A 22,584-nucleotide genomic window follows, 5' to 3' on the forward strand; every position below is an offset into this window, starting at 1 on the left:
CTCGAGCCGGAACCTGGCGATGGTACGACACACTTATTACATCTGATCGATTTCGAATCATGTTGTACAGCCGCGCTTTTCGGCTCGATTGGACTGGTCCGATCGCATTTCGCGCGGCGCGGCGGCGGCCCCGGGGGCGAGTGGCCGGACCCCCGCGGCCCGGCCGCTCCCGCTCAGACTCCGAGTGCGTCCAGCGATTCGTTGTCGTGCACCGCGGTGGTGATCCGGTGCATCAGCGTCAGGCAGGTCTCCCGCGATTGCATCTCCGGCTGATAGGCCGCCCGGCCGATGGTGAAGGCCCACGCGGCGTAGGCGAACATCGACTGCTGCCGGTAGACGAGCCACGCCTCGTCGAAGGACGGCGCCCGGCCGCCCGCGGCGGCCAGCTCCTCGAGGTAGGCCCGCAGCAGATCGGGCGCCCAATCCCGGCGGTCCTCGGGTTCGCATCCGGAATTGACCGTGTACGCGAAATCGTGACCCCAGCCGCCGCGCATCACCACCTGCCAGTCCACATACCCCATCCGGCCCTCGGCGGTGCGGTAGGTCTGGCCGATATGCGGATCGCCGTGCAGCAGGGTGTGCGGCAGTTCCCGGGTCGCCAGGTCCACGGCCCGTTCGACGCCCGCCCACAACCGGTCCGCGCGGCCGTGCAGCGCCTCGGGGACCACTTCCGCGGCCCGCTCCAGCCCGACCCCGCAGCGGGTTTTCATATCGATCGCGGCGAGGTAGGCCCGCAACGCCTCGTTGGTGGTCTTGAGGACCTCGATCGCCGGATCCTCCCAGAAGGTGCCGTGCAGCCGGGCCAGGTTGCGGACCAGATCCTCCATCTCCGCCCGGCCGATCGGGGCGGTGGGCTCGCTGAACACGGCGCCGCGGGTCACGGCGATATCCTCCATCAGCGCGATGGAACGCCACGAGGCGTCGTCGGAGGCGCCCCAGTAGCCGAGCGGGGCCTGGATATCGAGCTTCGGCCGGAAATCCCGGAAGAACCGGGTCTCACCGTCGATCATCTTGCCGCCGCCCAGCAGAATGCGCTGGCTCAGCGAGGTGGTGGTCTTGGCGAACAACGCGCGCGGCAGCTCGGCCGCCAGACCCGCCTCGTTGTACTCCACCCGGATCGCCACCCGGGTCGAGGTACCGCTACTGGCGTCGGTGAGCTCGAACGAGAGCACCTGCGCGCCGGGCGTATCGCGGCACAGCACCGCGGTGAGCCATTCGGTGGTCAGCGCGGCGCCGGAGGCGGGCACGTCGTCGATGGTCCGCGCCCGGTGCCCGGTGAGCTTCTCCCCCGCGATATGCCCCCCGACCGCCACCAGCCGGCCGAGCAACCAGAGTTTGTGATTCATTTCCGCCTCACTTTGCTCCGCGCGCGCGAACCGCCGCGCACCGCTGCCGGACCACCCGGCCCGGCCTTCCCGTCGCACCGGAAGAAGCCCGGCGCGCAGCCGTATCCGCAGCGCGGGAACGACTTTCGGGCGCATACGTTACGGGTCGCGCCCGGTGGCGGCATGCCGGTTCACCGGATCGGATTCCCGGTGACTCGATATCGGAACGAAACCGCTCCGCGGCCGGGTGCCGGGGGCGGCGGAAATATAATCGGGGCACCGACCACTGTCGACGAAAGACGCGCTCTCATGGTGACGCTATCTGTTCGACATGTACCGGACGCGGTGTACCGCGCCCTGCAGGTCCGCGCGGGCGATCACGGCCGCGGCGTCGAGGACGAGATCCTGGCGATCCTGGAAGCGGCGGTGACACCGCCCCCGCACCGGACCCGGCTGGGTTCGGTGCTGGTGCGCGATCCCACGGAATCCGAGGATCCGGATTCCACCGGCGACCATCCGGATCCCGGGCGGTAACCGGCCGCCGTCGCGTCCACACCGTCTCCGCGGCCGCTCAACCGCCCAGCCCGCGGAGCACCACATCCAGCCCGCGCCCGAATTCCACGTCGGGCGTCACCGTCCGCGCGTCGGCGGCGGTACGCGCCAGGAACGGGAACTCGCCGGGGGGCAGTGCGGCCATGGCAGCCGTACCCGCGCCCGCGAGGGCCGCGTAGTGCTCGTTCTGCAGGAATCCGAGCACATAGGCGATGAGGGCGCGCTGCGCGATCACGCGGTCCACCCCGGTCAGCCCGCCGTCGGTGAGCACGCCGAGCACGGTGTCGATCAGGCGCAGGGCGCCCCGTGAGGCCTGACGGTGCCGCAGCACCAGCGGCACCGCGGCCGGATGTCCCGCGACCGCGAGACGGATCCGGTCCATGAGCACGCGGATCCGGTCCGGCCACGCGGTATCGGGCAGGGTCAGGTCGATCGTCCGGAACACCCGGTCGGCCACGAGCACCTCCATCGCCCGCCGATCGGCGACGTAGCGGTAGAGCCCCATGGTGGCCATGCCGAGTTCACCGGCCACGGCCCGCATGGTGAGCGCTTCGAGTCCGTCGCGGTCGAGGACCGCCAGGGCCGCGGCCACCACGTCGTCCTCGGTGAGCGAGCGCGGTCTGGGCACGAGTTGACAGCGTACTGGATACGCGCATACTCGTTTGTAAGCGTACGTTGTACACCTAAAGGAGTCCGCCCGTGTCGTTCCCCGATCCGGTTCCCGCCCGAACCCTCCTGACCACCACCGGCGAGCCGGTCGCGGTCCCCCATCCCGAATTGCTCACCCACCTGCAGTTCCGGCGTTTCGCGGGCTGTCCCGTCTGCAATCTGCACCTGCGCTCGGTCGTCGCCCGGCACGCCGAGATCCGCGCCCACGGGATCCACGAGGTGGTCGTCTTCCACTCCACCGCCGCGGAACTCCGCAAATACACCGACGATCTCGGCCTGGACGTGGTCGCCGACCCGCAGCGGACGCTGTATCGCGAATTCGGGGTCGAATCCGGCGCCCGCGCCCTGCTCGATCCGCGGGCGTGGCCGGCGATCGCGCGATCGGTGGGCGTCGAACTGGCGGCCGCCCGCGACCGTTCCCGGCCCGCGCCCCCGGCCCACGCCGAGGGCGGCCGCCTGGGCCTGCCCGCCGATTTCCTGATCGCCCCCGGCGGCGCCGTGCTCGCCGCGAAATACGGCGTACACGCCGATGATCAGTGGCCGGTCGACGTACTGCTGGAACTCGCCGCGGGTCGCCCGGCGGCGGAACCCACCTGATCACCGTGCCGATATCGGTGACCGGCGGCCGCGACCGGCGGCTCTAATCGCCGAGTTGCCGGGTGAGCGCCGCCCCGATGATCCGGGCGCCCTCCGCGAAGGCGCCCGGATTGGGTCCGGAGAAATTGATCCGCAGGTACTCACCCGTGGGTTCGGCCGGAAACCATTCGTCGCCCGGCGCGACGAATACACCGTCGTTCTCGCAGTCCCGGACCAGTCGCGCCAGATCGGTGCGGTCGGGCAGCCGGACCCACAGATTGAGCCCACCCCGGGGCACCACCTCCAGGCGGGCGTCCGGGATGTGCTCGCGCACCGCGCCGGCCAGCAGATCGCGGCGGGTGGCCAGCCGCTGCGCCAGGCTCCGCAGATGGGTGCGCCAGCCGGGGTGGGTGACGATATCCAGGGCGACAGTCTGCAACAGCCCGCTCACATACATCGACTCCGCCTGCGCGTCCGCGACGATCCGCTCCCGCGCCGGGCCCCGGGCGACCACGGCGGCGATCCGGACCGCCGGGGAGACGCTCTTGGTGAGCGAGCGGAGATAGACCACATGCCCCGCGTCGTCCCGGGCGGCCAGCGGTACGGGCACGGAGTCGATCCCGAAATCGTGGGCCCAGTCGTCCTCCACCAGGAACGCCCCGTTGTCCCGCACCACCTCGAGCACCTCGGCGGCCCGCTCCGGCGCCCACTGCACCCCGGTGGGGTTGGCGAAATGCGGCTGGGCGTAGAACGCCCGCGCTCCGGTCTGCCGGAAGGCGCGGACCAGCTCCTCGATCCTGGGACCCTGCGCGTCACCGGGCACGGGCACCACCCGGACCCCGGCCCGGGCGGCGGCCAGGATCGCGCCCCAATAGGTCGGCGATTCCACCAGCAGCGGCCGCCCCGGCCCGACCAGCGCCTGAAAGGTGGTGTTGAGGCCGCTCTGACTGCCCGGGAACACCACCACGTCGCTCGGCGCCGGGGGCATGATTCCGGCGGGGGCCAGCGCGGCCAGTTCGGAGGCGAACCAGGCCTGCAGATCCGGCTGCCCGGCACTGGGCGGGCGGTTCACCGCGGCATCGCCCCGGCCGGCCCGGGTGAACGCGGCGTGGACCAGGCGCTCGGGAAGCAGTTCCCGGTCCGGATAGCCGGAATGCAGCGCGATCCTATCGTTCGGAATGGTCCGCAGCGCGCTGAACATGCGCGACCCGTGGCCGCGCGGCGAGCCGAGGGCAGCGGTCTGCCAGCCGTAGTCGGCGGATCGGGCGACCGGCACCGCGCGAACGAAAGTCCCGATCCCGGCACGGCTTTCGATCAACCCCTGCGCGGTCAGCGTTCGCAACGCCTTCTGCACGGTGACCGGGCCGGCCGAGTACCGCCGCACCAGCACACGGGTGGACGGCAGCCGGGCGCCCGGGGGCGCGGCCGCGATCCACTCGCGCAGATCCGCGACAATCCGCGAACTGCTATCGTTGAACATGAGAGACAATAGTAGCGCTATCGCCTCCCGGACCCCGGTGCTATCACGCTCCCCGGCACCACCGCGGACACCCGTGCGACCGCAGCGCCCCGCGGCGTCGAATACGTGGGCCGGACCCGCCTGGGGACTGCTCGGTGTCGCGGCGTTCTCGCTCACGGTTCCCCTCACCAAACACGCCGTCGCCGACGACGGCCTGTCCCCGTTGTTCATCGCCGCCGCCCGCGCGGTGGTGGCGGTGGTCCCGGCGGCCGCCGCCCTCGCCTACTACCGCCAGCCGCTGCCCAGCACGGCACAGTGGCTGCGGCTGGGCATCGTCGCCGCGGGTGTGGTGATCGGTTTCCCGCTGCTGACGACCTTCGCGCTCACCGAGGCATCGGCCGGCCACAGCGCCGTGGTCATCGCCCTGCTCCCGGCCGCCACCGCCGCGCTCGCCGTACTCCGTGCCCAGGAACATCCGCCGCGCGCGTTCTGGTTCACCGCGGCCGCGGGGACCGCCGCCGCCGTGGTATTCGCCGCGCTCCAGGGCGGTGGGGCCGGTGGTGCGCACTGGTCGGATCTGCTGCTGCTGGGCGCGGTCGCCGCCGCCGCGGCCGGGTACGCCGAAGGCGGCCTGCTCAGCCGGGAACTGGGCGCCTGGCAGACGATTTCCTGGGCGCTGGTGCTCGCCGCGCCGCTCATGATCACGCTCAGCGGTGTCGCGGTATCCGCGGAAACCCCGTCGGCGGCACCCGGACAGTGGGCGGCGTTCGCCTATCTCGGGCTGGTCAGCATGTTCCTGGGCTTCCTGGCCTGGTACCGCGGGCTCGCGCTCGGCCCCATGGCGCAGGTCAGCCAGGTACAGCTGATCCAGCCGGTGCTGAGTATCGGCTGGGCGGCGCTGTTACTGGGTGAACCGCTGACCTGGCCGACCGTCCTCGGCGCGCTCGCGGTGATCGGCTGCGCCGGCACCGCCGTGCGCACCCGGTTGCGCCGGCGACCGCCCGCACCCGCGACTCCCGGAACCCCTCCGGCACGGGCCCCCGGCATCGCGCGCTGAGGGTGGTGGTTCGAGTCACCACGGGAATCCGCGGTGGGCCGGTATCGTTGGACGCGGGGAGCCCGGTGAGCGGGCTCGCGGACGAGGGAGCAGTACCCGCATCGCGACAAGACTGACTCGAAAGGGTTTGTCATGTCCTGGTTCGTTCTCTTGCTCTCCGGCGTGCTGGAGGCGGTGTGGGCCACGGCGCTGTCGGCGTCGAACGGCTTCCGCCGCTGGAAACCCACCGCCCTCTTCCTGGTCGCCCTCGCGCTGAGTATGGCCGGTCTGGCCTGGGCGATGATCGATCTCCCCACCGGTACCGCCTACGCGGTATGGGTCGGCACCGGCGCGACCCTGACCGTTGTCTGGGGCGTCGCCACCGGACGCGAGCGCGCCGGCACGGCCCGTCTGCTGCTGCTCACCCTGCTCATCGCCTCGGTGGCGGGCCTGAAGGTGGTGAGCTGAGATGGCATGGATCATCCTGCTGGCCAGCGCCGTCTGCGAGGCCGTCTGGGCGACCGCGCTCGGGCATTCCGACGGGTTCACCCGGCCCGTCGCCACCATCGTCTTCTTCGTGGCGCTGGCCGCGAGTATGGCCGGGCTCGGACTCGCGGTCCGCGAGATCCCGATCGGCAGCGCGTACGCCACCTGGACGGGTGTGGGTACGGCGCTGACCGTCGGCTACGCCATGGTGGCCGGCGGTGAACTGGTCACCGCTGCCAGAATCGCCTGCCTGGCGGGCATCGTGGTGGCGGTGCTGGGACTCGAACTGCTACCGCACGAGAAATCGCGACGATGACGACCGCGCGTCCCGGCGTCCGAATCGGATGCCGGGACAGCGGTTCCCGGGATCAGGGATAGACCCGCTCGCGATAGGTGTCGAGAATCTTCTGGATCGAGGAGGTCACCGACAGATCCTTCGCACCGAGCGGCGCCCAGAGATAGCGCGCGTGCGCGCTCAGGACCACCGGACCGTGGGCCGCGACCTCGACGGCGAAATGCAGCCGCCGGACCGGTTTGCCCTGGGGCGACAGATAATCGAAATCACCGATGTGGTGGCGGATATCGGTCACCGTGAGCCCGGTCTCCTCGAAGACGCCGCGCACGAGTGCGCTGGTCACCGATTCACCGGACTCGACCGTGGCTCCGGGCAGCTTCCGCGTGGGACGAATGGGCCCGGTGCTGGGTAGTTCCAGCAATAGGATCTCCCCGCCCCGATCGATGATCGCGCCGACCCTCAGTCCGACCCCGTCTCGCTCTCCACGCGGCAGGGTCTCGTCGAACATCGATACCGACATGGATGGCCTCACCAACCTTCGATCGGGCGAACTCGCCGTAACACGCCGACGGCGAATACTTTGATATTACCGTGCCATGACCGGCAGATGACAGCAGATGGCGGAAGTCAACGCGTTCACGCGGTTTCACGGGTCCCCCTGGGCGGCCGATCCGATCAGCGGTTTCCGTACGGCTACGAGGCCGCGTCGAACAGGTGAACACTCTTGGTCGCCAACATGATCGCACCCGGGCGCCCTCCGGCGCCCGGGCAGGCGCGGTCCGCGCCGAAGCAGCGTGCGCGCCTGCGCCTCCCGCCACCCGGGACTCCCGGCGACTGTGACGCAAACCTCAGCGCCGGGCGGCGCGCCCTCGCCCACCCCGGGTCCGATACGCCCGATAGGTCCGGTGCCACCGGTTCGAGAATCCCGTTCTCCGGATATGACAGGTTTCGTTCCGAAACGACACCGGCCGCCCTATGCTGAGCGCGTGCCCAAGGATCGTCGCTACCGGGTCGTCCAATGGACGACCGGCAATGTCGGTAAGAGCTCGGTACGCGCGATCGTCGCGAACCCGACGCTGGAACTCGTCGGCTGCTACGCGTGGTCGCCGGACAAGGTCGGCCGCGATATCGGTGAGCTGTGCGGACTGGACCCCCTGGGGCTGGCCGCGACCGACGATATCGACGCGCTGCTGGCCCTGAAGCCGGACTGTGTGGTCTACAACCCCATGTGGATCGATGTCGACGAACTGGTCCGCATCCTGGCCGCCGGCGTCGATGTGGTCTCCAGCGCCTCGTTCATCACCGGCCACCGGCAGGGGCCGGGGCGGGACCGGATCGCCGAGGCCTGCCGGCGCGGCGGGGCCACCATCTTCGGATCGGGTATCAGCCCCGGGTTCGTCAACCTGCTGGCCATCGTGTCGGCGGGAATCTGCGACCGGGTCGACAAGGTCACGGTGAGCGAGGCGGCCGACACCACCTTCTACGATTCGCCCGCGACCGAGCGGCCGGTGGGTTTCGGCGAGCCGATCGACCGCCCGGACCTCCCGGCGATGGCCGCCGAGGGCACCGCCGTCTTCGGTGAGGCGGTCCGTCTCATCGCCGACGCGCTGGGCGTGGAACTCGACGAGGTGCGCTGCGATGCCGAATTCGCGCAGACCACGGCCGATCTGGACCTCGGATCGTGGACCATTCCGGCGGGTTGCGTCGCCGGCGTCTTCGCCTCCTGGAAAGGTCTGGCCGGCGGCCGCACGCTGGTGGAACTGACGGTGCGCTGGCGTAAGGGCCAGACCCTCGAACCCGACTGGAAGATCGACCAGGACGGCTGGGTGCTGCAGGTGGACGGCCGCCCGACGGTCAAGAACATCGTGAGTTTCCTGCCGCCCCCGGATTTCCAGGCCGAGACCATCGCCGATTTCATGACCCTCGGGCACATCATGACCGCGATGCCGGTGATCAACGCGATCCCCGCGGTGGTCGCCGCCGAGCCCGGCATCGTCACCTACAACGATCTCCCGCTGATCCAGCCGCGCGGGGTCGTACCGGGAATCGGATAACCACACCGGACTTTCCTCCCCGGCCCCGGCACCCGGTCGCACGGCCCCGCAGCGGCTACTATTCGCACAGCGCCGTCCGGGGCCGTCCGGCGGCGAGCGCGGCACAGCGGACGGACCCGTTGCGCGGCACAGGAGTCATCCGCACGGCCGCAGCGTCCCCCGCGACCCGTCGGTCCGCGGACCGCGAACGCGGAGGGGACGAGATGGACAGGCCGGGATGGGCGCCCGAGGGTGTGGATATGACCCAGCCGAGCCCGGCGCGGATGTACGACGCGCTACTGGGCGGGTCGCATAATTTCGAGGTGGACCGGATGGCCGCGCAACGCGGCAGCCGGCTGGTGCCCGATCTGCCCCGGCTGGCGCTGAGCAACCGGGCGTTCCTGCGGCGGGCGGTGCGGTTTCTGCTGGACCGCGGTATCACCCAGTTCCTCGATATCGGTTCCGGTATCCCGACCGCCGGCAATGTGCACGAGATCGTGCGGGAACGCGACCCCCGGGCCCGCGTGCTCTATGTGGATATCGATCCGATCGCGGTCGCCCATTCCCGCGCGATCCTGGTGGGCGACGACCACTGCGGCGCCCTGGAAGCGGATCTGCGCGATCCGGACGAACTGCTGCGCCGGGTACGCGCGGCCGGGCTGCTCGATTTCGAACGGCCGGTGGGGGTTCTGCTCTTCGCGGTGCTGCACCTGCTGACCGACGAGGATCTCCCCGCGGCCCGGGTCGCGGCCCTGCGGCAGGCGGTGGCCGTGGGCAGTTACGTGGCCCTCTCCCATCTGACCTCCGCGCTGCGCCCCGACGACGCCGAACGGCTGCACGAATCCTCGGCCACCGGTAACCAGGTCGGGATCCAGTTCCGCTCACGCGCCGCCATCACCGCCCTGTTCGACGGCTGGGAACTGGTGGATCCGGGGGTGGCCGAACTACCCTTGTGGCGGCCGGAATCGGAGCGCGACCGGCACGAGGCGCCGGGCCGGTCGCTCGGACTGGCCGGTGTGGCGTGCAAGGCCTGACGGCCGCGGCGCGGTAGGGGATTCGGGTGCGCGCACGGGACCTCGCCGCCGAGTGGGCGGACGCGCTGGACGGAACGGTGGCGCCGACGCTGACCCGGGACCGGATCGAGGACCTGCTGACCACGCTCACCGGCCAACTGCTCGACGCCCTGCGGGGTCACCGCCCACCCGAGGCCGCGCAGTCGGCGGCCGCGGCACTGGTCGCGGTGAACTATCGGGATCCCCGGGTCGCGGGGCGGACCCTGCCGGTGATCCTGGGCCCGATGGCCGGCCATATCCGCCGGGAAGGCGTCGGGACCGCGGGGATCGACGAGCGGGCCGTCGAGGTGGCGGCCGAGTTCGCCACGGGATATACCGACGCGCTGCGGTCGGCGGCACTGCTGGAGCAGGAGGTCACACTGGCCGCGGCCCTGGCGGCCGCCCATGAGGCCGACCGGCGCCGCGAACTGTCCGAGGCCCGCTTCTCCGCCGTATTCGCCGGCGCCTCGGTGGGTATCGGCACGGTCGACACCGGGGGCCGGGTCCTGGACGCCAATACCGCGTTCGCCGATATGCTCGGCCTGGATGTCGAGCAGATGCCCGGCCGCACGGTGGTCGAACTGATCGGCGCGGCCAATATCGGCGCCGCCTACACCCGGATGACCCATCTGCTGACCGGCAGTATCGATCGTTTCCGCCTGGAGATAGACCACCTTCGCCGCGACGGTTCGACCGCCGGGATCGACCTGTCCATGTCGGCGGTCCGTGGCCGCCGCGGCGAGGTGCTGTTCCTGATCGGCGTCGCGGTGGATGTCACCGAACGCCGCGAACTGGCGGCGCGGCTGTGGCACGACGCCAACCACGACGAACTCACCGGACTGCCCAATCGCGGGCATTTCTTCGACCGGCTGGCGGCCGCGCGCCCGCCGGTGGGGGTGGCCTACCTCGACCTGGACGGGTTCAAGGAGGTCAACGACCGGTGGGGCCATTCGGTGGGCGACGAGGTGCTGCGCACGGTGAGCGCCCGGCTGCGCCGCGTGGTGGAGGCGGCGGACGGAATCGCCGCGCGCCTGGGCGGTGACGAGTTCATCGTCATGATCGAACAATGCGCCGGCACCGACCGGCTCACCGCGCTACGCGACGAATTGAGCACGGCGCTCACCGCGCCGATGACGGTGCGGCGCCAGACCATCGGCGTCGGCGCGAGTATCGGCACCGTGTATCTCGAGGACGCGCCCACGGCGGTGGACGAGGCCATGCAGGCCGCCGATGCCGCCATGTACCGCAACAAGACCACCCGGTCCCGCGCTTGAGCACGCCGTTCGAGGCGGGACAGGTGACCCCTTGACTTAATATGATGACCGGTCTACTTTTTCTCCATGAGCGCGAAAGGTGCCGAAACCAGGCAGCGGATGATCGAGGCGACCCGCGCGTCGATCGAGCGCCGCGGCTATTTCGGCACCGGGCTCAATCAGATACTGGCCGACAGCGACACCCCGCGGGGTTCGCTCTACTTCCACTTCCCCGGCGGTAAGGACGAATTGGTCGCGGCGGCGGTCACCCGGTCCACGGGATCGATCGAGGCGGCGATCCGGGATGCCGATATGACCGATCCGGCCGCCGTGATCACCGATCTGATCACGCTGCTCGGCGCTCGGCTCGAGGAATCGGGCTGGGTCTGCGGCTGCCCGATCGCCACGGTCGCCCTGGAGGTCGCCGGGGACAACGATACGGTGCAGCGCGCCTGCGCCGAGGTGTACGAGCGGTGGACACAGGCCCTCGGTGTCATCCTGCGGGCCACCGGCCGCTCCGACGCCGATGATCTCGCGGTCGCGCTGCTCGCCCTCATCGAGGGCGGATTGGTACTCGCGCAGGCACAGCGCAGCCGCGCACCACTGGACAGCGTGGCGCGCGTCGCGCGAACCATGCTCTGACAGAAGGCTTTTCGACAGCTTTTCGCATCGTCACAGAATATGTAGACCAGTCTAGTTAGGACTAGGACAATGACCACACCGGATACCGCGGTCTTCGGCGCCGCCGGATTCATCGGCCGCGCACTCGTCGCCCGGCTCCTGACCACGGGGCATACCGTCGCCGCCGCCGTCCGCCCCGGCACCGGAGACCGGCTGACCACCTATCTCGATACGCGGGGTGTATCGCGCGCCGCGCTGACCGTGTACGCCTGCGATATCACCGATCCGGAACTCGGCGAGCTGGGCCGCGCGGCCGGACTCGACGGCGTCCGCGATGTGTACAACTGCGCCGCGCTGTTCGCCTTCGGCGCCGATCCGGACGCGGCCCGAGCGGTCAATATCGACGGCGCGCTGCGCATACTCGAATGGTCCGCGCGCCGATCCGGATTACGCCGGCTGGTCCACATCACCGGCTACCGGGTGACCGTGCCCGACTCCGCCGAACACGATTACCGCGTAGGCGCCTACGGTGCGTCGAAATTCGAGGGCGACGCGGTACTGCGCGAACGCGCCGCCGCGGCCGGAATTCCGCTGACCGTCGCCGATCCCAGCACGGTGATCGGTCCCGGGCAGTACATCGGATTAGCCGAATTGGTCCGAGACCTGTGGGAAGGGCGGCTGTCCGCGCTACCGGGCACTTCCCGGACCCTGTTGCCCATCGTGGACCTCGACTATTTCGTCGACTTCCTGAGAACACTTCCGACCCGGCCGGATACGGCGGGACGGTCCTTCACCGTGCTGGACCCGTCGAGTCCGCCGCTTCCCGAGATGGTCCGGTTGCTGGCCGCGCATCTCGGCGTGCGCGCACCCCGGATCACCGTCCCGGCCGGGCTGGTCGAGAAATTGCCGCGCCGGGTGACCGGTGTCGACCGGGAGCGGCTGGCCTTCATCGCCGAGGACCGCTACGACACCTCCGCGGCGGAAGCCGTGGCGGCTGCCGCCGGTCTCGTCATGCCCCCGGCCGCGACGGCACTGCGCGCCTGGGCGGATCATCTGGTGAGCAGCCGTTTCGGGACGACGGCGGCGGATCCGGAAGCGGGATTCCACGGCGGGCTGTGGACGGAAGGCTACCGCCGGGCACCGGAATTCGTCCTGCTCCACGGGCTTCCCACCGACAGCGAGGCCTGGCGGGCCGTCCGGGAGCTCACCGGCCGGCCCACCCTGGCCGTGGATCTACCCGGCCTCGGCCGCTCGGCCCCCGTGCCCGATTCCCGCCTCGACGAATTCCTGGCGGCGATCCCCGGACGTCCGGTGCTGGTGGGCCATTCTCTCGGCTGCCTCCCGGTTTTGCGCTATGCGAAAGCCCACCCCGATCGCGTTTCCGGCGTCGTACTTCTGGCCCCGGCTTTCCTGCAACCCCGCGCGTCCCGCCTGTTCGGAATGCCGTTCACGGCCGCCCTGCTGCGCCGGCTGCCCCCGGCCCGGCTCGCGCGGCTGCTCGGCGTCCCCGACGGCCCGGCCGTCGACAGCGCGCGGGCGGCGCTGCGCCGCCCGGGAGTGGCGCGCCGGACCGTCGCGGCACTGCGGGCCGCGAGCCGCGAACGCCGCCGCGCCGGCGCTCGCGACCTGCTGTCGGAGGTAACGGTGCCGATCCGGATCGTCGTCGGCTCCGACGATCCGCTCGACAGCGCGCTCACCGGCGGCCCGTCCGGGGTGGGGATGCGGTTCCCGGTGACCGTGATCGAGGGCGCCGGACACTATCCCCATCTGACACACCCCGACCGGGTGGCCGCCGAATTACTCTCGGCACAGCGCTCTTTCGAGGAAGTCGATGCCCCGACCGGATAGCCCCGGGGGGCGATGGCCGGACCGCCCTATCGCACGTCACCCGGTAAGGCGCCGGCACCGCGCCGGATCATCCGGCCGGTCGCCGGGGCATTGAGCAGACCGTCCCAGGCGTCGATCAGATCCGCCAGGGCGGCCTCGTCCGGATAACTTCCGGACCGGCCGAAACCGGCCAGTGTGCGCATCACACTCGCGTACACCATGAGCACCCGGCGGTGCCCGAGTTCGGACGGTAACCGGTCCAGCGCCGCGTGCAGCACGCGGTTCACGGTGAAGCCGCTGGTGGTGACCTCCGGGTCCGCGGAATGGAAGGCGCTGTCGAGTATCTCGGCCTCCAGCAGCCGGTCGAGCAGCCCCGCGTAATGGTGGCCGCGCCGGACACTGTCGACCAGGGGCAGCACCAGCGCCCAGAGCGCCTCCCGGGTGGTCAATTCCGCGCCGGAGCGGCTCAGTTCCCCGATGAGGGCCTCGCGTTCGGCATTGATGACGGGCAGCCGATGGTCGAACACCGCGCGCAGCAGATTCGCCTTCGACCCGAAGTAGTAGCCGATCACCGAGGAGTTGTGCTGCCCCGCGGCGGCCCGGATCTCGGCGAGGGTGACGGCCTCGTAGCCGCGCTGGGCGAACAGGCGCTCGGCGGTTTCGATCAGCAGCACCCGGGTTTCCTCTCCGGCGCTGTAGCGGCCGCGTCTGGCGGTCATCGGTATTCGGCCCAATCCGGAAGCGGGTGATCGACATCTGACGCTGCCGTCGTACCGAACGCCGCCGGGTTTGTAAAGGGAAGCGAGCAGGCCGATCGGATGCCTTCGCAAATTAATGGCTCGCTATTACTTTTTCTCGGGTACCTGCCACACCGGACCACCTCGCGGCCGTCCGCCGCCGCGTCCGACCGGGCCGCCACCGTCGCACCGATCTCGGAGGAAACTCGTGACCACCACCGAAAGCCGTCCTGTCGCCGCCGCCGATATCTACTCCGCGGGCGGTCTCACCGTCACCAAACTCGGCGAGCACATCGGCGCACTCATCGAGGGCGTGCGCGCCACCGGGGACATCTCCGCGGAGACGGCCTACGCGATCCGCTACGCCCTGGCCGCGCACAAGGTGATCGTGTTCCGCGGTCAGCATCATCTCGACGACGATGAGCAGTACCGGTTCGCCTCGACCCTCGGCACCCCCACCACCACCCATCCGACCCTTACCTCCGAGGACAACCGGACGCTGGTGATCGAGGGCGCCGCCAACAGCTGGCATACCGATGTCACCTTCATCGACCGCCCGCCGAAGGCCTCGATCCTGCGCGCCGTCGATATCCCGCCCTACGGTGGGGCGACCACCTGGGCCTCGACCGTCGCGGCCTACGAACAGCTCCCGGATTCGCTCAAGGCGCTGGCCGACAACCTGTGGGCCGTGCACAGCAACGAATACGACTACGCGGGCATCACCGGCAGCGACCCGAAACGCACCGGTCCGGCCGAGGAGCGGATGCGGAATTTCACCCGCATCATCTTCGAAACCGAGCATCCGGTGGTGCGGGTACACCCGGAGACCGGTGAGAAGTCCCTGCTGCTGGGCCATTTCGTCAAGAACCTCATCGGGGTGAAGTCCTCGGAATCCGCGGCGATCTTCCAGTTCCTGCAGGAACGGATCACCCGGCTGGAGAACACCCTGCGCTGGAACTGGACCCCCGGCGATCTGGTGATCTGGGACAACCGCGCCACCCAGCACTACGGGATCGCCGATTTCGGCGATCACAAGCGCAGTGTGCACCGGGTGACGCTGGCCGGCGACGTCCCGGTCGCACTGGACGGCAGCACCAGCCGGATCCGCACCGGCGACGCCTCCCATTTCTCGATCATCGATCCGGCCGACCGGTTCCCGGGCTTCGATTCCTGATACTCCGTCACGCGGACCGGCCGCCGAATCATCACGGCCGGTCCGCGTGCCCCCGAAAGGACCCGTCCGTGTTCAGCCGACACCCGCTCCGGCTCCGCCGATCCCTCTGGGTGACGGCCGCACTGTGTTTCGCCACCGCGCTCGCCCTGACCGGTTGCAGATCGGCGGTCGAACAGGCCCGCTCCGGCACGGAGGTCACCGAGGGCGGCACCCTGCGGGTGGGCAACAACGGCGATTTCGCCCCGGCCAGCCTGTATTCCGGCGCACCCGCCCAGGCCACGCTCACCGGTCTGGTCTACGACACCCTTCTCACCTATCCGGCCGAAAGTCTCGAAGCGCGACCCGCGCTGGCCGAATCGTGGCGGATCTCCGGCGACGGCCGGTCCGTGGACCTGACCCTGCGCGACGATGTCACCTTCCACGACGGCCGGCCCTTCACCGCGGCCGATGTCCAGTTCAGCCTCACCACCTACGCCGAGCCCCGGCGCGCCGGACAGCTGGCCCGTACCGCGGCGCTCATCACCGGCTACGACATCCGCGATCCGCACCGGCTGACGCTGCGGCTCGCCCGGCCGGCGGGCACCGTGGTCGACTTGCTCGCCGTGGTGCCGATCATCGACCGCTTCACCCTCGCCGATTTCGATACCGGCAAGGGCTACAACGGAACCGGGGCCTTCCGGTTCGTGGAATGGAAACCCGGAGCGTCGATGACCTTCACAGCCAACGAGCACTACTGGGGCGGCAGACCCCACCTCGACGGGGTCGAATACGTCGTGGTCCCCGACGCGCAGACCAGGATCTCCCAGCTGCGCTCCGGCCAGCTGGACCTGCTGCTCGGCGCGGGTCCCCGGGACGCCGACGCCCTGGCCCGCAACCCGGCCTTCCGGGTGGTCCCGCAGACCGGTGTCCGCGCCAACTGGTACATCGGCGCGAATGTGCGGGCTCCGGGCCTGCAGGATGTGCGGGTGCGCCGCGCCATCGCGCACGCCGTGGACCGCGCGCGGATCCTCGCCGATGTCTACCGGGGTCACGGATCCATCGACGCGCTGCCCTGGCCCGAATACTCCCCCGCCTTCGACGCCGGGCTGAACACCGCCTACGGCCACGATCCCGCCCGGGCCCGGGCCCTGGTCGCGGAGGCCGGCGATCTGCCGGTCATCCCGATCAGCTACACCACCGGTTCCACCGAAACCGAGGCGGTCGCCCAGATCGTGCAGGCCGATCTCGCCGCGGCCGGTATCGAAACCCGGCTCGATCCCCTCGATTACGCGACGACGATCGAACGTCTCATCGGCGGTACCTATCCGGGGCTGTGGATCACCGCGCACACCTACGCGCAGTTCAACCCCGCGACGCTCCCGACGAGCGCGTATCCGTTCAATCCGCAGAAGAACGCCTCGAATTTCGCGGACGACGACTATCGCCGCGCGGTCGAGGCGGCCTGGGCGATCGTCGATCCGCGCAGTCCCGAGGCGGCCGCCGCCTATCACCGGTTCAATACCGAACTGCTCGACAACGCGTTCGTCATCGAACTGGTCGGCTTCGAGAACGATCTGCTGATGGCCGGCGGTGTGCACGGGGTGGCCTGGTCCAAACGAGCCGAGCTCGAGCTCGCCGACGCCTACCTGGGCGGGTGAGGGGTGATGCTGCGCTACACCCTGCGCCGGATTCCGTCGGCGCTGCTGGTCCTGTTCGCCGGTTCGGTTCTGGTCTTCGCGATGCTGCGGCTGGTCCCCGGTGATCCGGCGCTGACCCTGGCCGGCCCGGACGCCACCCCGGAGTCGCTGGCGGCGCTGCGCGCCGAACTCGGGCTCACCGGTTCCCCGGTCGGCGGCTATCTGTCCTGGCTCGGCGATATCGCGGGTTTCGATCTCGGGCGCTCGCTCATCCTGGGTGGCGATATCGGCACCCTGGTCCTGGACGCCCTGGGCAATACGCTGATCCTCGCGGTAGCGGCGCTGCTGATCGCGGTACTGCTCGCCTTCGTCCTGAGCACCGTCTCGGTGATCACCGACCGGCCGTGGCTCAACAGCGCGGTCACGGTATTCGGCACGCTGGCCGTCGCGGTTCCCAATTTCGTCACCGGCGCGATCCTGGTGGTGCTGTTCGGCGTGGTGTGGATGGTGCTGCCCGCCGGTGGTATTCCCCGCCGCGGTTTCCTCGACGATCTGGGCATCTCGGCGCAGTACCTCGTGCTGCCGGCGGTATGCCTGGCCCTGCCGATCGCGGCCGCGCTCACCCGGTTCCTCACCGAAGCACTGCGCACCCAGTTGGCCGAACCGTATGTCATCACGGCCCGCGCCCTCGGAATCCCGCGGCGGCGCATCGTCTTCACCCAGGTGCTGCCGAACGCGTTGCCCGCCACGGTCACCGTGCTGGGTATCCAGATCGGCCATCTGCTCGGCGGCGCCGTCCTGGTCGAGGTGATATTCGCCTGGCCCGGGCTCGGGTATCTCATCGAACGCGCTATCGGCGCCCGTGACTATCCGGTGGTGCAGGTGATGCTGCTGTTCTCGGTGGCGCTGTTCGTGGTGATCCAGCTGGCGACCGATCTGGCCAACGCCTGGCTGGATCCCCGGATCCGATTGGCGGGATCGCGATGAGCACGGTGACCACACTGCCGAAGGCGGCAACTCCGGCCGCCGACCGGGTGAGCCCGTGGTCGGGCCTGCGTACCGGTCGCGGCCTGGCCGGGGTCGTCCTGGTCGCGGTCGTGGCGGTGGCCGGGCTGTTCGCCCCGTGGCTGGCGCCCTACGCGCCGGATCAGCAGATACCCGGCGCCGTCCTGCTGGCGCCCGACGCCGAGCATCTGTTCGGTACCGATTCGGTGGGCCGCGATATCTTCTCGCGCACCCTGTACGGGATCCGGATCGACTTGCTGGTGATCTTCCTTGCGGTTCCGCTGGGCGCCGTCACCGGCGCCGCGCTCGGCCTGGCCGCCACCCGTTTCGACCGGCTCGATACCGCCGTTCAACGGACGTTCGACCTGCTGCTCGCCTTCCCGGCCCTCGTGCTGGCCATCGCGCTGACCATGGTGGTGGGTCCGGGCGTGCTGACGATCGGCCTGGTGATCGCCCTCGCCGAGATCCCGGTGTTCGGCCGGTTGACCCGGACCTCGGCGCTCACCGTCCGGCAGGCGCCCTATGTGGAAGCGGCCCGGGCGATCGGCGCCGGCGAGGGCTGGATCCTGCGGCGGCATATCCTGCCCAACTGCCTCGAACCACTCACCGTGCAACTCGCGCTGGCGATGTCGGCCGGGGTGTTCATCGAGGGCGCGATGAGTTTCCTCGGTCTCGGGATCGTGCCGCCCGCACCGTCGCTGGGGTCGCTCATCGAGGAGGGCACCCAGAACGCCTACTACTCCCCGCTGTTCGTGGCCGGTCCGCTGGCCGTGGTCCTGCTGCTGGTCCTCGGACTGCTGCTGATCTCCCAAGCACTCGCCGCCCGGTCGCGGCGAGGGTGACCCGTCTCTTCGAGGAGTTCCCGGTGCCCACTGCCCTATTGGATGTCCGTGACCTGCGCATCGCTTTCGATCCGGACGCACCCGCCGTGGGCGGCGTCTCGTTCGGGATACATCGCGGCGAGGTCGTGGCGCTGGTCGGCGAATCCGGCTCCGGTAAATCGATGACCGCCCGCGCGATCATCGGTCTGCTGCCGGCCGCCGCCCGCGTAGCCGGATCGGTAGCGCTGGAGGGGACCGAGATCATCGGCGCCGCCGAACCGGAGCTGAACCGGCTGCGTGGCACCCGGATCGCCCTGATCCAGCAGGAACCGCAGACCGCCCTGAACCCGGTGCGGCGGGTGGGCTGGCAACTGCGCGAGGCGATCCGGGCCCACCGCGGGATCTCGGCGGCCGAGGCCCGGGTGCGGGCCGTCGATCTGCTCGAGCAGGTCGAGATTCCCGATCCGGACCGCCGGGTGGACTATTTCCCGCATCAGCTCTCGGGCGGCCAGAAACAGCGGGTCGCCATCGCGCTGGCCCTGGCCGGTGATCCGGATCTGCTGATCGCCGACGAACCGACCACCGCCCTCGATGTCACCGTGCAGGCCGAGATCCTGGCGCTGCTCGACCGCATCCGCGCTCGCACCGCGATGGCGGTCCTGCTGATCACGCACAATCTGGGGATCGTCGCCCAGCACGCCGATCGGGTCCTGGTGATGCGTGGTGGGCAGGTCGTCGAAACCGGTTCCGCGCGTGCGCTGTTCGACGCCCCCACCCATCCCTACACCCGGTCGCTGCTCGCGGCGGTGCCCCGGCTGCCCGCCGCGGCCGCGGCCACACCGGCCGCCGGACCGGATTCCGATATCGTGCTCGAATTCGCCGATGCCGTGGTCACCTACCCGGCCCGGCGGCCCACCCCGGCCTTCCGGGCCGTCGACTCGGTGAATCTCACCGTGCGTCGCGGCGAGGTCCTCGGGCTGGTGGGTGAATCGGGTTCCGGGAAGACGACGCTCGGCCGGGTCGCGGCCGGTCTGGTGCCGCTCACCACCGGGCGGGTGCGATTCGACGGTCACGATCTCGCCGCCCTCCCGCCGCGGCGGTTGCGCCGCGTCCGGCGCGGTCTGGCCTTCGTCCAGCAGGACCCCGCGACCTCGCTGGACCCCCGGCTGCGGATCGGGGCCGCGATCCGCGAACCCCTCGATGTGCACAGGCAGGGATCGCCGGACGCACGGCACCGCCGGGTGCTCGAACTGCTCGACGCCGTCCGGCTGCCCACGGCACTGGCCGACCGCCTGCCGCACGAACTCTCGGGCGGTCAGCGGCAGCGGGTCGCGCTGGCCCGCGCGCTCGCGCTCGCGCCACGGCTGCTCATCGCCGACGAACCCACCAGCGCTCTCGATGTTTCCGTCCAGGCCGAGATCCTGGATCTGCTCACCGAGATCCAGCGCGAACTCGGTTTCGCCTGCCTGTTCATCAGCCACGATCTGGCCGTGGTGCACCGGGTCGCCGACCGGGTGGCGGTACTGCGCGCGGGTGCGGTGGTCGAAACCGGGCCCGTCGGCGCGGTGTTCGGCACTCCGCGCGACCCGTATACCCGGGCACTGGTGGCGGCCGTCCCGGTTCCGGACCCGTCATACCGCCCCGGCGCGCATCGGGAACCCGTCGCGGTCTGACGCCCGCGTTCATGCCCGGACCGGTGGCAACGCCGGCACCACGGTCCGGGCGTCCACTCCGGCGAACGCCAGCGCGATGAACAGACCGGCCGCTTCCTCCAGCTGCCGGGCCCGGGTCAGCGGTCCCAGTACCACCGGCGCGGCGCCGGCGTCGCGGACCAGTGCCGCCACGGTATCCAGCGCTGCGGGGTCGTCGCCGCACAACACCACCGTCGTCTCCGCGCCGGCCGCACCCCAGTGCGTGGACGGGACCAGATGGAAACCCTTGACCACGTGCGCTCCCGGCGCGGCGGCGGCGATCCGCCCGGCATTGGACACGCCCGGCGGGGTGAGCACCTCGCCCACCCCGTGGGCCACCGGATTGGTCGGGTCGATAACGGGCAGATCCGCCCAGTTCCCGTCTCTGCCGCCGGCCGCTTCGATCACCGCGTCGATCGCATCCCACGGCACCGCGAGCAACACCGCGTCCGCCCCGCGAACCGCTTCCCGGGGAGTGGCGCCGCGGGCGAACGCTTCGGTGGCCGCGGCGCCGGGATGGGCGGCGTGCTCCAGTCGCGCGGCCAGCTGCTCCGCTCGCTCCGGTGTTCGCCCGGCGACCGTGAGCCGATGCCCGGCCCGCGCCCAGCGGGCGCCGAGAGCCTCGGCGAGATGTCCTGTTCCCAGTATGGCGATCCGCATCGTCGAACTCCTCCGTCACCGCGTATTACGTGCGAGAGCTACGGTAGGAACCGGAATACGCACCGATCGGTGCGTAGCGGCCGAGAACGCTGGTGGGCGATGACCGATCACACCGAACCGATCGCCGACTGCCGCTTACGCGGGGCCCTGGACCTGTTCGCCCACACCTGGGATCCGGTGATCCTGGCGGCGCTGGCCGGCGGCCCGCGCCGGCGAACGGAGCTGCGCGCCGAGATCGGTTCGATCAGCGATAAAGCGCTCACCGAGGCCTTGCGCCGGCTCATCGGGCGGGCGCTGATCTCCCGGCGTCCGTGCCCGCGGGCAGCCACCCGGGTCGAGTACCGGCTCACCGGTCTCGGCGCGAGCCTGGTGGACGGACCGCTGCGTTCCCTGGCCGACTGGGTTCGCGAATACGGTGACGAACTGCGGATTCCCGAGGCGGCCGATCCGCCGCTGCGCGGGTCCTGAACCCGCCCCGATCAGGCGCGCCCGCCGGAACCGTACGCCGCGAGGAACGTCCGGACGGCCGCGGCGGCGATGGCGCGCTGCTCGGCGACCGGTACCTTCCGGGTGCCCTGGGCCGAGCGGTTCTCCAGCGGACCGGTGAGCAGCGCCAGGAACTGTTCGGCGGCTGTCGCGGGTTCGGTAGCGGTCAGCCGCCCGGACAGCGAGAGCAGGCCGAACCGGTCGGTGAGCGCGTCCAGGGTCCGGGCGGCGGTACGTTCCCTGACCCGCAGGACCAGTTCGGGCAGCCGGTTGGCCTGCGCGGCGGCGAGCCGGCGCAGCGCGTGCGAGGTATCGCCCGCGCAGATCCGCAGGAGCCGGCGGGCGGTGTCCTCCAGCGCCGCGGGCAGATCGGCGCCGGGGTCACGGAGGCGCTCGACGGCCTCCAGGCATTCGGCGCCCACCCGGTCGGCCGCCAGCAGCAGCGATTCGCGGAGCAGGCCCTCCTTGTCGGTCATGTGGTTGTAGACGGTCGGTTTGGCCACCCCGGCCTCGGCGGCTATCTCCCGGACGCACGCCTGCTCGTAGCCGAGCCGGGCGAATACCTCGAAGGCCGCATCCAGGATGGCCTGCCGTTTATCGATCCGTCCCCGGCCCGGGACCTCCGCCGCTCGCACCGATCGAGCGTATCAGCCGTTCCGATCGATTGAACCCACTGGTTCAAAATGGAAAACCGTGCTTCACTGAACCGTCACAATCCATTTTCTGAACCCGCTGGTTCAATCAGGAGGTACCCCGGTGATAGTCAATCTCTTGCGCTTCCGTTTCAAAGGCGACGTCTCGGCCGAACAGCAGGACGAGGTGCTGGCGAGAATGCGCCGCACCGCGAGTGTCGAATCGGTCGCCTTCGGATCGGTGGGCCGCGATATAGGTGACCCCCGGGACGGGTTCACCCATGCCTACTGCGCCGCGGTCGCCGACCTGGCGGCGCTCGAGCGCTACCTGCACGACCCGGTGCACCTCGCCGGCGACCCGCATATCCTGCCGCATTTCGAACGGCTCTCGGCGGTCCGGTTCTCCGACGATCCGGACCCCGGCCTCGCCGCCCGCATCGAGGAACTGCACCTGGCCAAGGTGGCGCTCTACCCCGACTGGGGCCGGGCGCTGGCCGAGATCACCGACCACACCATCGTCACCGAACCCGCCTAGGCTCCGCGACGCGGCCGGCGCCCGCCCGGGCGCCGGCCGCCTC

General features: G+C 70.4%; 24 protein-coding genes and 1 riboswitch. Of the genes, 17 read left to right on the top strand and 7 right to left on the bottom strand.

Going from position 1 to position 22,584, the window contains the following annotated elements:
• Positions 1-173: 173 nt before the first annotated feature.
• Entirely contained in the window at positions 174-1,346 is a 1,173-nt protein-coding gene (locus ACZ6SF_RS25985; RefSeq protein ID WP_466065291.1) for an aminoglycoside phosphotransferase family protein, read from the bottom strand.
• A 288-nt stretch (positions 1,347-1,634) separates the two neighbouring features.
• Here ACZ6SF_RS25985 and ACZ6SF_RS25990 point away from each other — a divergent pair, with 288 nt between their 5' ends.
• The gene (locus tag ACZ6SF_RS25990) at positions 1,635-1,859 is read left to right on the top strand and encodes a FitA-like ribbon-helix-helix domain-containing protein (RefSeq protein ID WP_466065292.1); all 225 of its coding nucleotides are present in this window, start codon (positions 1,635-1,637) and stop codon (positions 1,857-1,859) included.
• A 37-nt stretch (positions 1,860-1,896) separates the two neighbouring features.
• Here the strand turns inward: ACZ6SF_RS25990 and ACZ6SF_RS25995 are convergent, their stop codons facing one another.
• Positions 1,897-2,505, bottom strand: coding sequence for a TetR/AcrR family transcriptional regulator (locus ACZ6SF_RS25995; protein WP_466065294.1), 609 nt, complete (start codon positions 2,503-2,505; stop codon positions 1,897-1,899).
• A 71-nt stretch (positions 2,506-2,576) separates the two neighbouring features.
• Between ACZ6SF_RS25995 and ACZ6SF_RS26000 the strand changes: the two genes are divergently transcribed.
• The gene (locus ACZ6SF_RS26000) at positions 2,577-3,143 is read left to right on the top strand and encodes a peroxiredoxin-like family protein (RefSeq protein ID WP_466065296.1); all 567 of its coding nucleotides are present in this window, start codon (positions 2,577-2,579) and stop codon (positions 3,141-3,143) included.
• Between the two features lie 43 nt (positions 3,144-3,186).
• Here ACZ6SF_RS26000 and ACZ6SF_RS26005 read toward each other — a convergent pair whose 3' ends face one another.
• Positions 3,187-4,602, bottom strand: a complete 1,416-nt coding sequence (locus ACZ6SF_RS26005; protein WP_466065297.1) for an aminotransferase-like domain-containing protein — start codon at positions 4,600-4,602, stop codon at positions 3,187-3,189.
• On the opposite strand from ACZ6SF_RS26005, the gene ACZ6SF_RS26010 reads away from it, so the two are divergent.
• The 3 genes from ACZ6SF_RS26010 to ACZ6SF_RS26020 all read left to right on the top strand — a co-directional run bounded on the left by ACZ6SF_RS26010 (position 4,601) and on the right by ACZ6SF_RS26020 (position 6,419).
• On the top strand, positions 4,601-5,638 hold the full coding sequence (locus ACZ6SF_RS26010) for a DMT family transporter (protein WP_466065298.1): 1,038 nt from the start codon (positions 4,601-4,603) through the stop codon (positions 5,636-5,638). The genes ACZ6SF_RS26005 and ACZ6SF_RS26010 overlap by 2 nt on opposite strands.
• 55 nt (positions 5,639-5,693) lie before the next feature.
• Positions 5,694-5,760: riboswitch (guanidine-III (ykkC-III) riboswitch) on the top strand.
• A 10-nt stretch (positions 5,761-5,770) separates the two neighbouring features.
• Complete coding sequence (locus ACZ6SF_RS26015; protein ID WP_466065299.1) at positions 5,771-6,085, top strand: DMT family transporter; 315 nt, start codon at positions 5,771-5,773, stop codon at positions 6,083-6,085.
• 1 nt (position 6,086) lies between these two features.
• Positions 6,087-6,419 (top strand): DMT family transporter, encoded by a 333-nt coding sequence (locus tag ACZ6SF_RS26020; RefSeq protein WP_466065300.1) that lies wholly within the window; start codon positions 6,087-6,089, stop codon positions 6,417-6,419.
• A gap of 52 nt (positions 6,420-6,471) precedes the next feature.
• On the opposite strand, the gene ACZ6SF_RS26025 is transcribed toward ACZ6SF_RS26020, so the two are convergent.
• Entirely contained in the window at positions 6,472-6,918 is a 447-nt protein-coding gene (locus ACZ6SF_RS26025; protein ID WP_466065302.1) for an NUDIX hydrolase, read from the bottom strand.
• A gap of 466 nt (positions 6,919-7,384) precedes the next feature.
• Between ACZ6SF_RS26025 and ACZ6SF_RS26030 the strand changes: the two genes are divergently transcribed.
• The 5 genes from ACZ6SF_RS26030 to ACZ6SF_RS26050 all read left to right on the top strand — a co-directional run bounded on the left by ACZ6SF_RS26030 (position 7,385) and on the right by ACZ6SF_RS26050 (position 13,205).
• Positions 7,385-8,452 (top strand): NAD(P)H-dependent amine dehydrogenase family protein, encoded by a 1,068-nt coding sequence (locus ACZ6SF_RS26030; RefSeq protein WP_466065303.1) that lies wholly within the window; start codon positions 7,385-7,387, stop codon positions 8,450-8,452.
• A 203-nt stretch (positions 8,453-8,655) separates the two neighbouring features.
• Positions 8,656-9,465 (top strand): SAM-dependent methyltransferase, encoded by an 810-nt coding sequence (locus tag ACZ6SF_RS26035; RefSeq protein ID WP_466065304.1) that lies wholly within the window; start codon positions 8,656-8,658, stop codon positions 9,463-9,465.
• Positions 9,466-9,491: 26 nt separating this feature from the next.
• Positions 9,492-10,757 carry a diguanylate cyclase domain-containing protein gene (locus ACZ6SF_RS26040; protein ID WP_466065305.1) on the top strand — a complete coding sequence of 422 codons (1,266 nt, stop codon included), beginning with the start codon at positions 9,492-9,494 and terminating at the stop codon, positions 10,755-10,757.
• 66 nt (positions 10,758-10,823) lie between these two features.
• Positions 10,824-11,378 (top strand): TetR/AcrR family transcriptional regulator, encoded by a 555-nt coding sequence (locus tag ACZ6SF_RS26045; RefSeq protein WP_466065307.1) that lies wholly within the window; start codon positions 10,824-10,826, stop codon positions 11,376-11,378.
• Between the two features lie 69 nt (positions 11,379-11,447).
• A complete protein-coding gene (locus ACZ6SF_RS26050; RefSeq protein ID WP_466065309.1) occupies positions 11,448-13,205 on the top strand; it encodes an alpha/beta fold hydrolase in 1,758 nt (585 codons plus the stop codon).
• Between the two features lie 26 nt (positions 13,206-13,231).
• Here the strand turns inward: ACZ6SF_RS26050 and ACZ6SF_RS26055 are convergent, their stop codons facing one another.
• A complete protein-coding gene (locus ACZ6SF_RS26055; protein WP_466065310.1) occupies positions 13,232-13,903 on the bottom strand; it encodes a TetR/AcrR family transcriptional regulator in 672 nt (223 codons plus the stop codon).
• A gap of 226 nt (positions 13,904-14,129) precedes the next feature.
• Between ACZ6SF_RS26055 and ACZ6SF_RS26060 the strand changes: the two genes are divergently transcribed.
• From ACZ6SF_RS26060 to ACZ6SF_RS26080, 5 genes are all read left to right on the top strand, one after another.
• Positions 14,130-15,095: a TauD/TfdA dioxygenase family protein gene (locus ACZ6SF_RS26060; protein ID WP_466065312.1), complete on the top strand. Its 966-nt coding sequence runs from the start codon at positions 14,130-14,132 to the stop codon at positions 15,093-15,095.
• Between the two features lie 68 nt (positions 15,096-15,163).
• Positions 15,164-16,732 (top strand): ABC transporter substrate-binding protein, encoded by a 1,569-nt coding sequence (locus ACZ6SF_RS26065; RefSeq protein ID WP_466065313.1) that lies wholly within the window; start codon positions 15,164-15,166, stop codon positions 16,730-16,732.
• A gap of 6 nt (positions 16,733-16,738) precedes the next feature.
• Positions 16,739-17,698 carry an ABC transporter permease gene (locus tag ACZ6SF_RS26070; RefSeq protein WP_466065314.1) on the top strand — a complete coding sequence of 320 codons (960 nt, stop codon included), beginning with the start codon at positions 16,739-16,741 and terminating at the stop codon, positions 17,696-17,698.
• Positions 17,695-18,558, top strand: coding sequence for an ABC transporter permease (locus ACZ6SF_RS26075; protein ID WP_466065316.1), 864 nt, complete (start codon positions 17,695-17,697; stop codon positions 18,556-18,558). Before ACZ6SF_RS26070 ends, ACZ6SF_RS26075 begins: the two co-directional genes overlap by 4 nt.
• Positions 18,559-18,581: 23 nt before the next feature.
• The gene (locus tag ACZ6SF_RS26080; RefSeq protein WP_466065318.1) at positions 18,582-20,210 is read left to right on the top strand and encodes a dipeptide ABC transporter ATP-binding protein; all 1,629 of its coding nucleotides are present in this window, start codon (positions 18,582-18,584) and stop codon (positions 20,208-20,210) included.
• A 9-nt stretch (positions 20,211-20,219) separates the two neighbouring features.
• Here ACZ6SF_RS26080 and ACZ6SF_RS26085 read toward each other — a convergent pair whose 3' ends face one another.
• A complete protein-coding gene (locus ACZ6SF_RS26085; protein WP_466065319.1) occupies positions 20,220-20,888 on the bottom strand; it encodes an NADPH-dependent F420 reductase in 669 nt (222 codons plus the stop codon).
• 99 nt (positions 20,889-20,987) lie between these two features.
• Between ACZ6SF_RS26085 and ACZ6SF_RS26090 the strand changes: the two genes are divergently transcribed.
• The gene (locus ACZ6SF_RS26090; protein WP_466065320.1) at positions 20,988-21,356 is read left to right on the top strand and encodes a winged helix-turn-helix transcriptional regulator; all 369 of its coding nucleotides are present in this window, start codon (positions 20,988-20,990) and stop codon (positions 21,354-21,356) included.
• 11 nt (positions 21,357-21,367) lie between these two features.
• On the opposite strand, the gene ACZ6SF_RS26095 is transcribed toward ACZ6SF_RS26090, so the two are convergent.
• Positions 21,368-22,009, bottom strand: a complete 642-nt coding sequence (locus ACZ6SF_RS26095; RefSeq protein WP_466065322.1) for a TetR/AcrR family transcriptional regulator — start codon at positions 22,007-22,009, stop codon at positions 21,368-21,370.
• A 121-nt stretch (positions 22,010-22,130) separates the two neighbouring features.
• Between ACZ6SF_RS26095 and ACZ6SF_RS26100 the strand changes: the two genes are divergently transcribed.
• Complete coding sequence (locus ACZ6SF_RS26100) at positions 22,131-22,541, top strand: Dabb family protein (RefSeq protein ID WP_466065324.1); 411 nt, start codon at positions 22,131-22,133, stop codon at positions 22,539-22,541.
• The last annotated feature ends 43 nt before the right edge of the window (positions 22,542-22,584 follow it).

The organism is Nocardia sp. NPDC049935 (assembly GCF_055586645.1).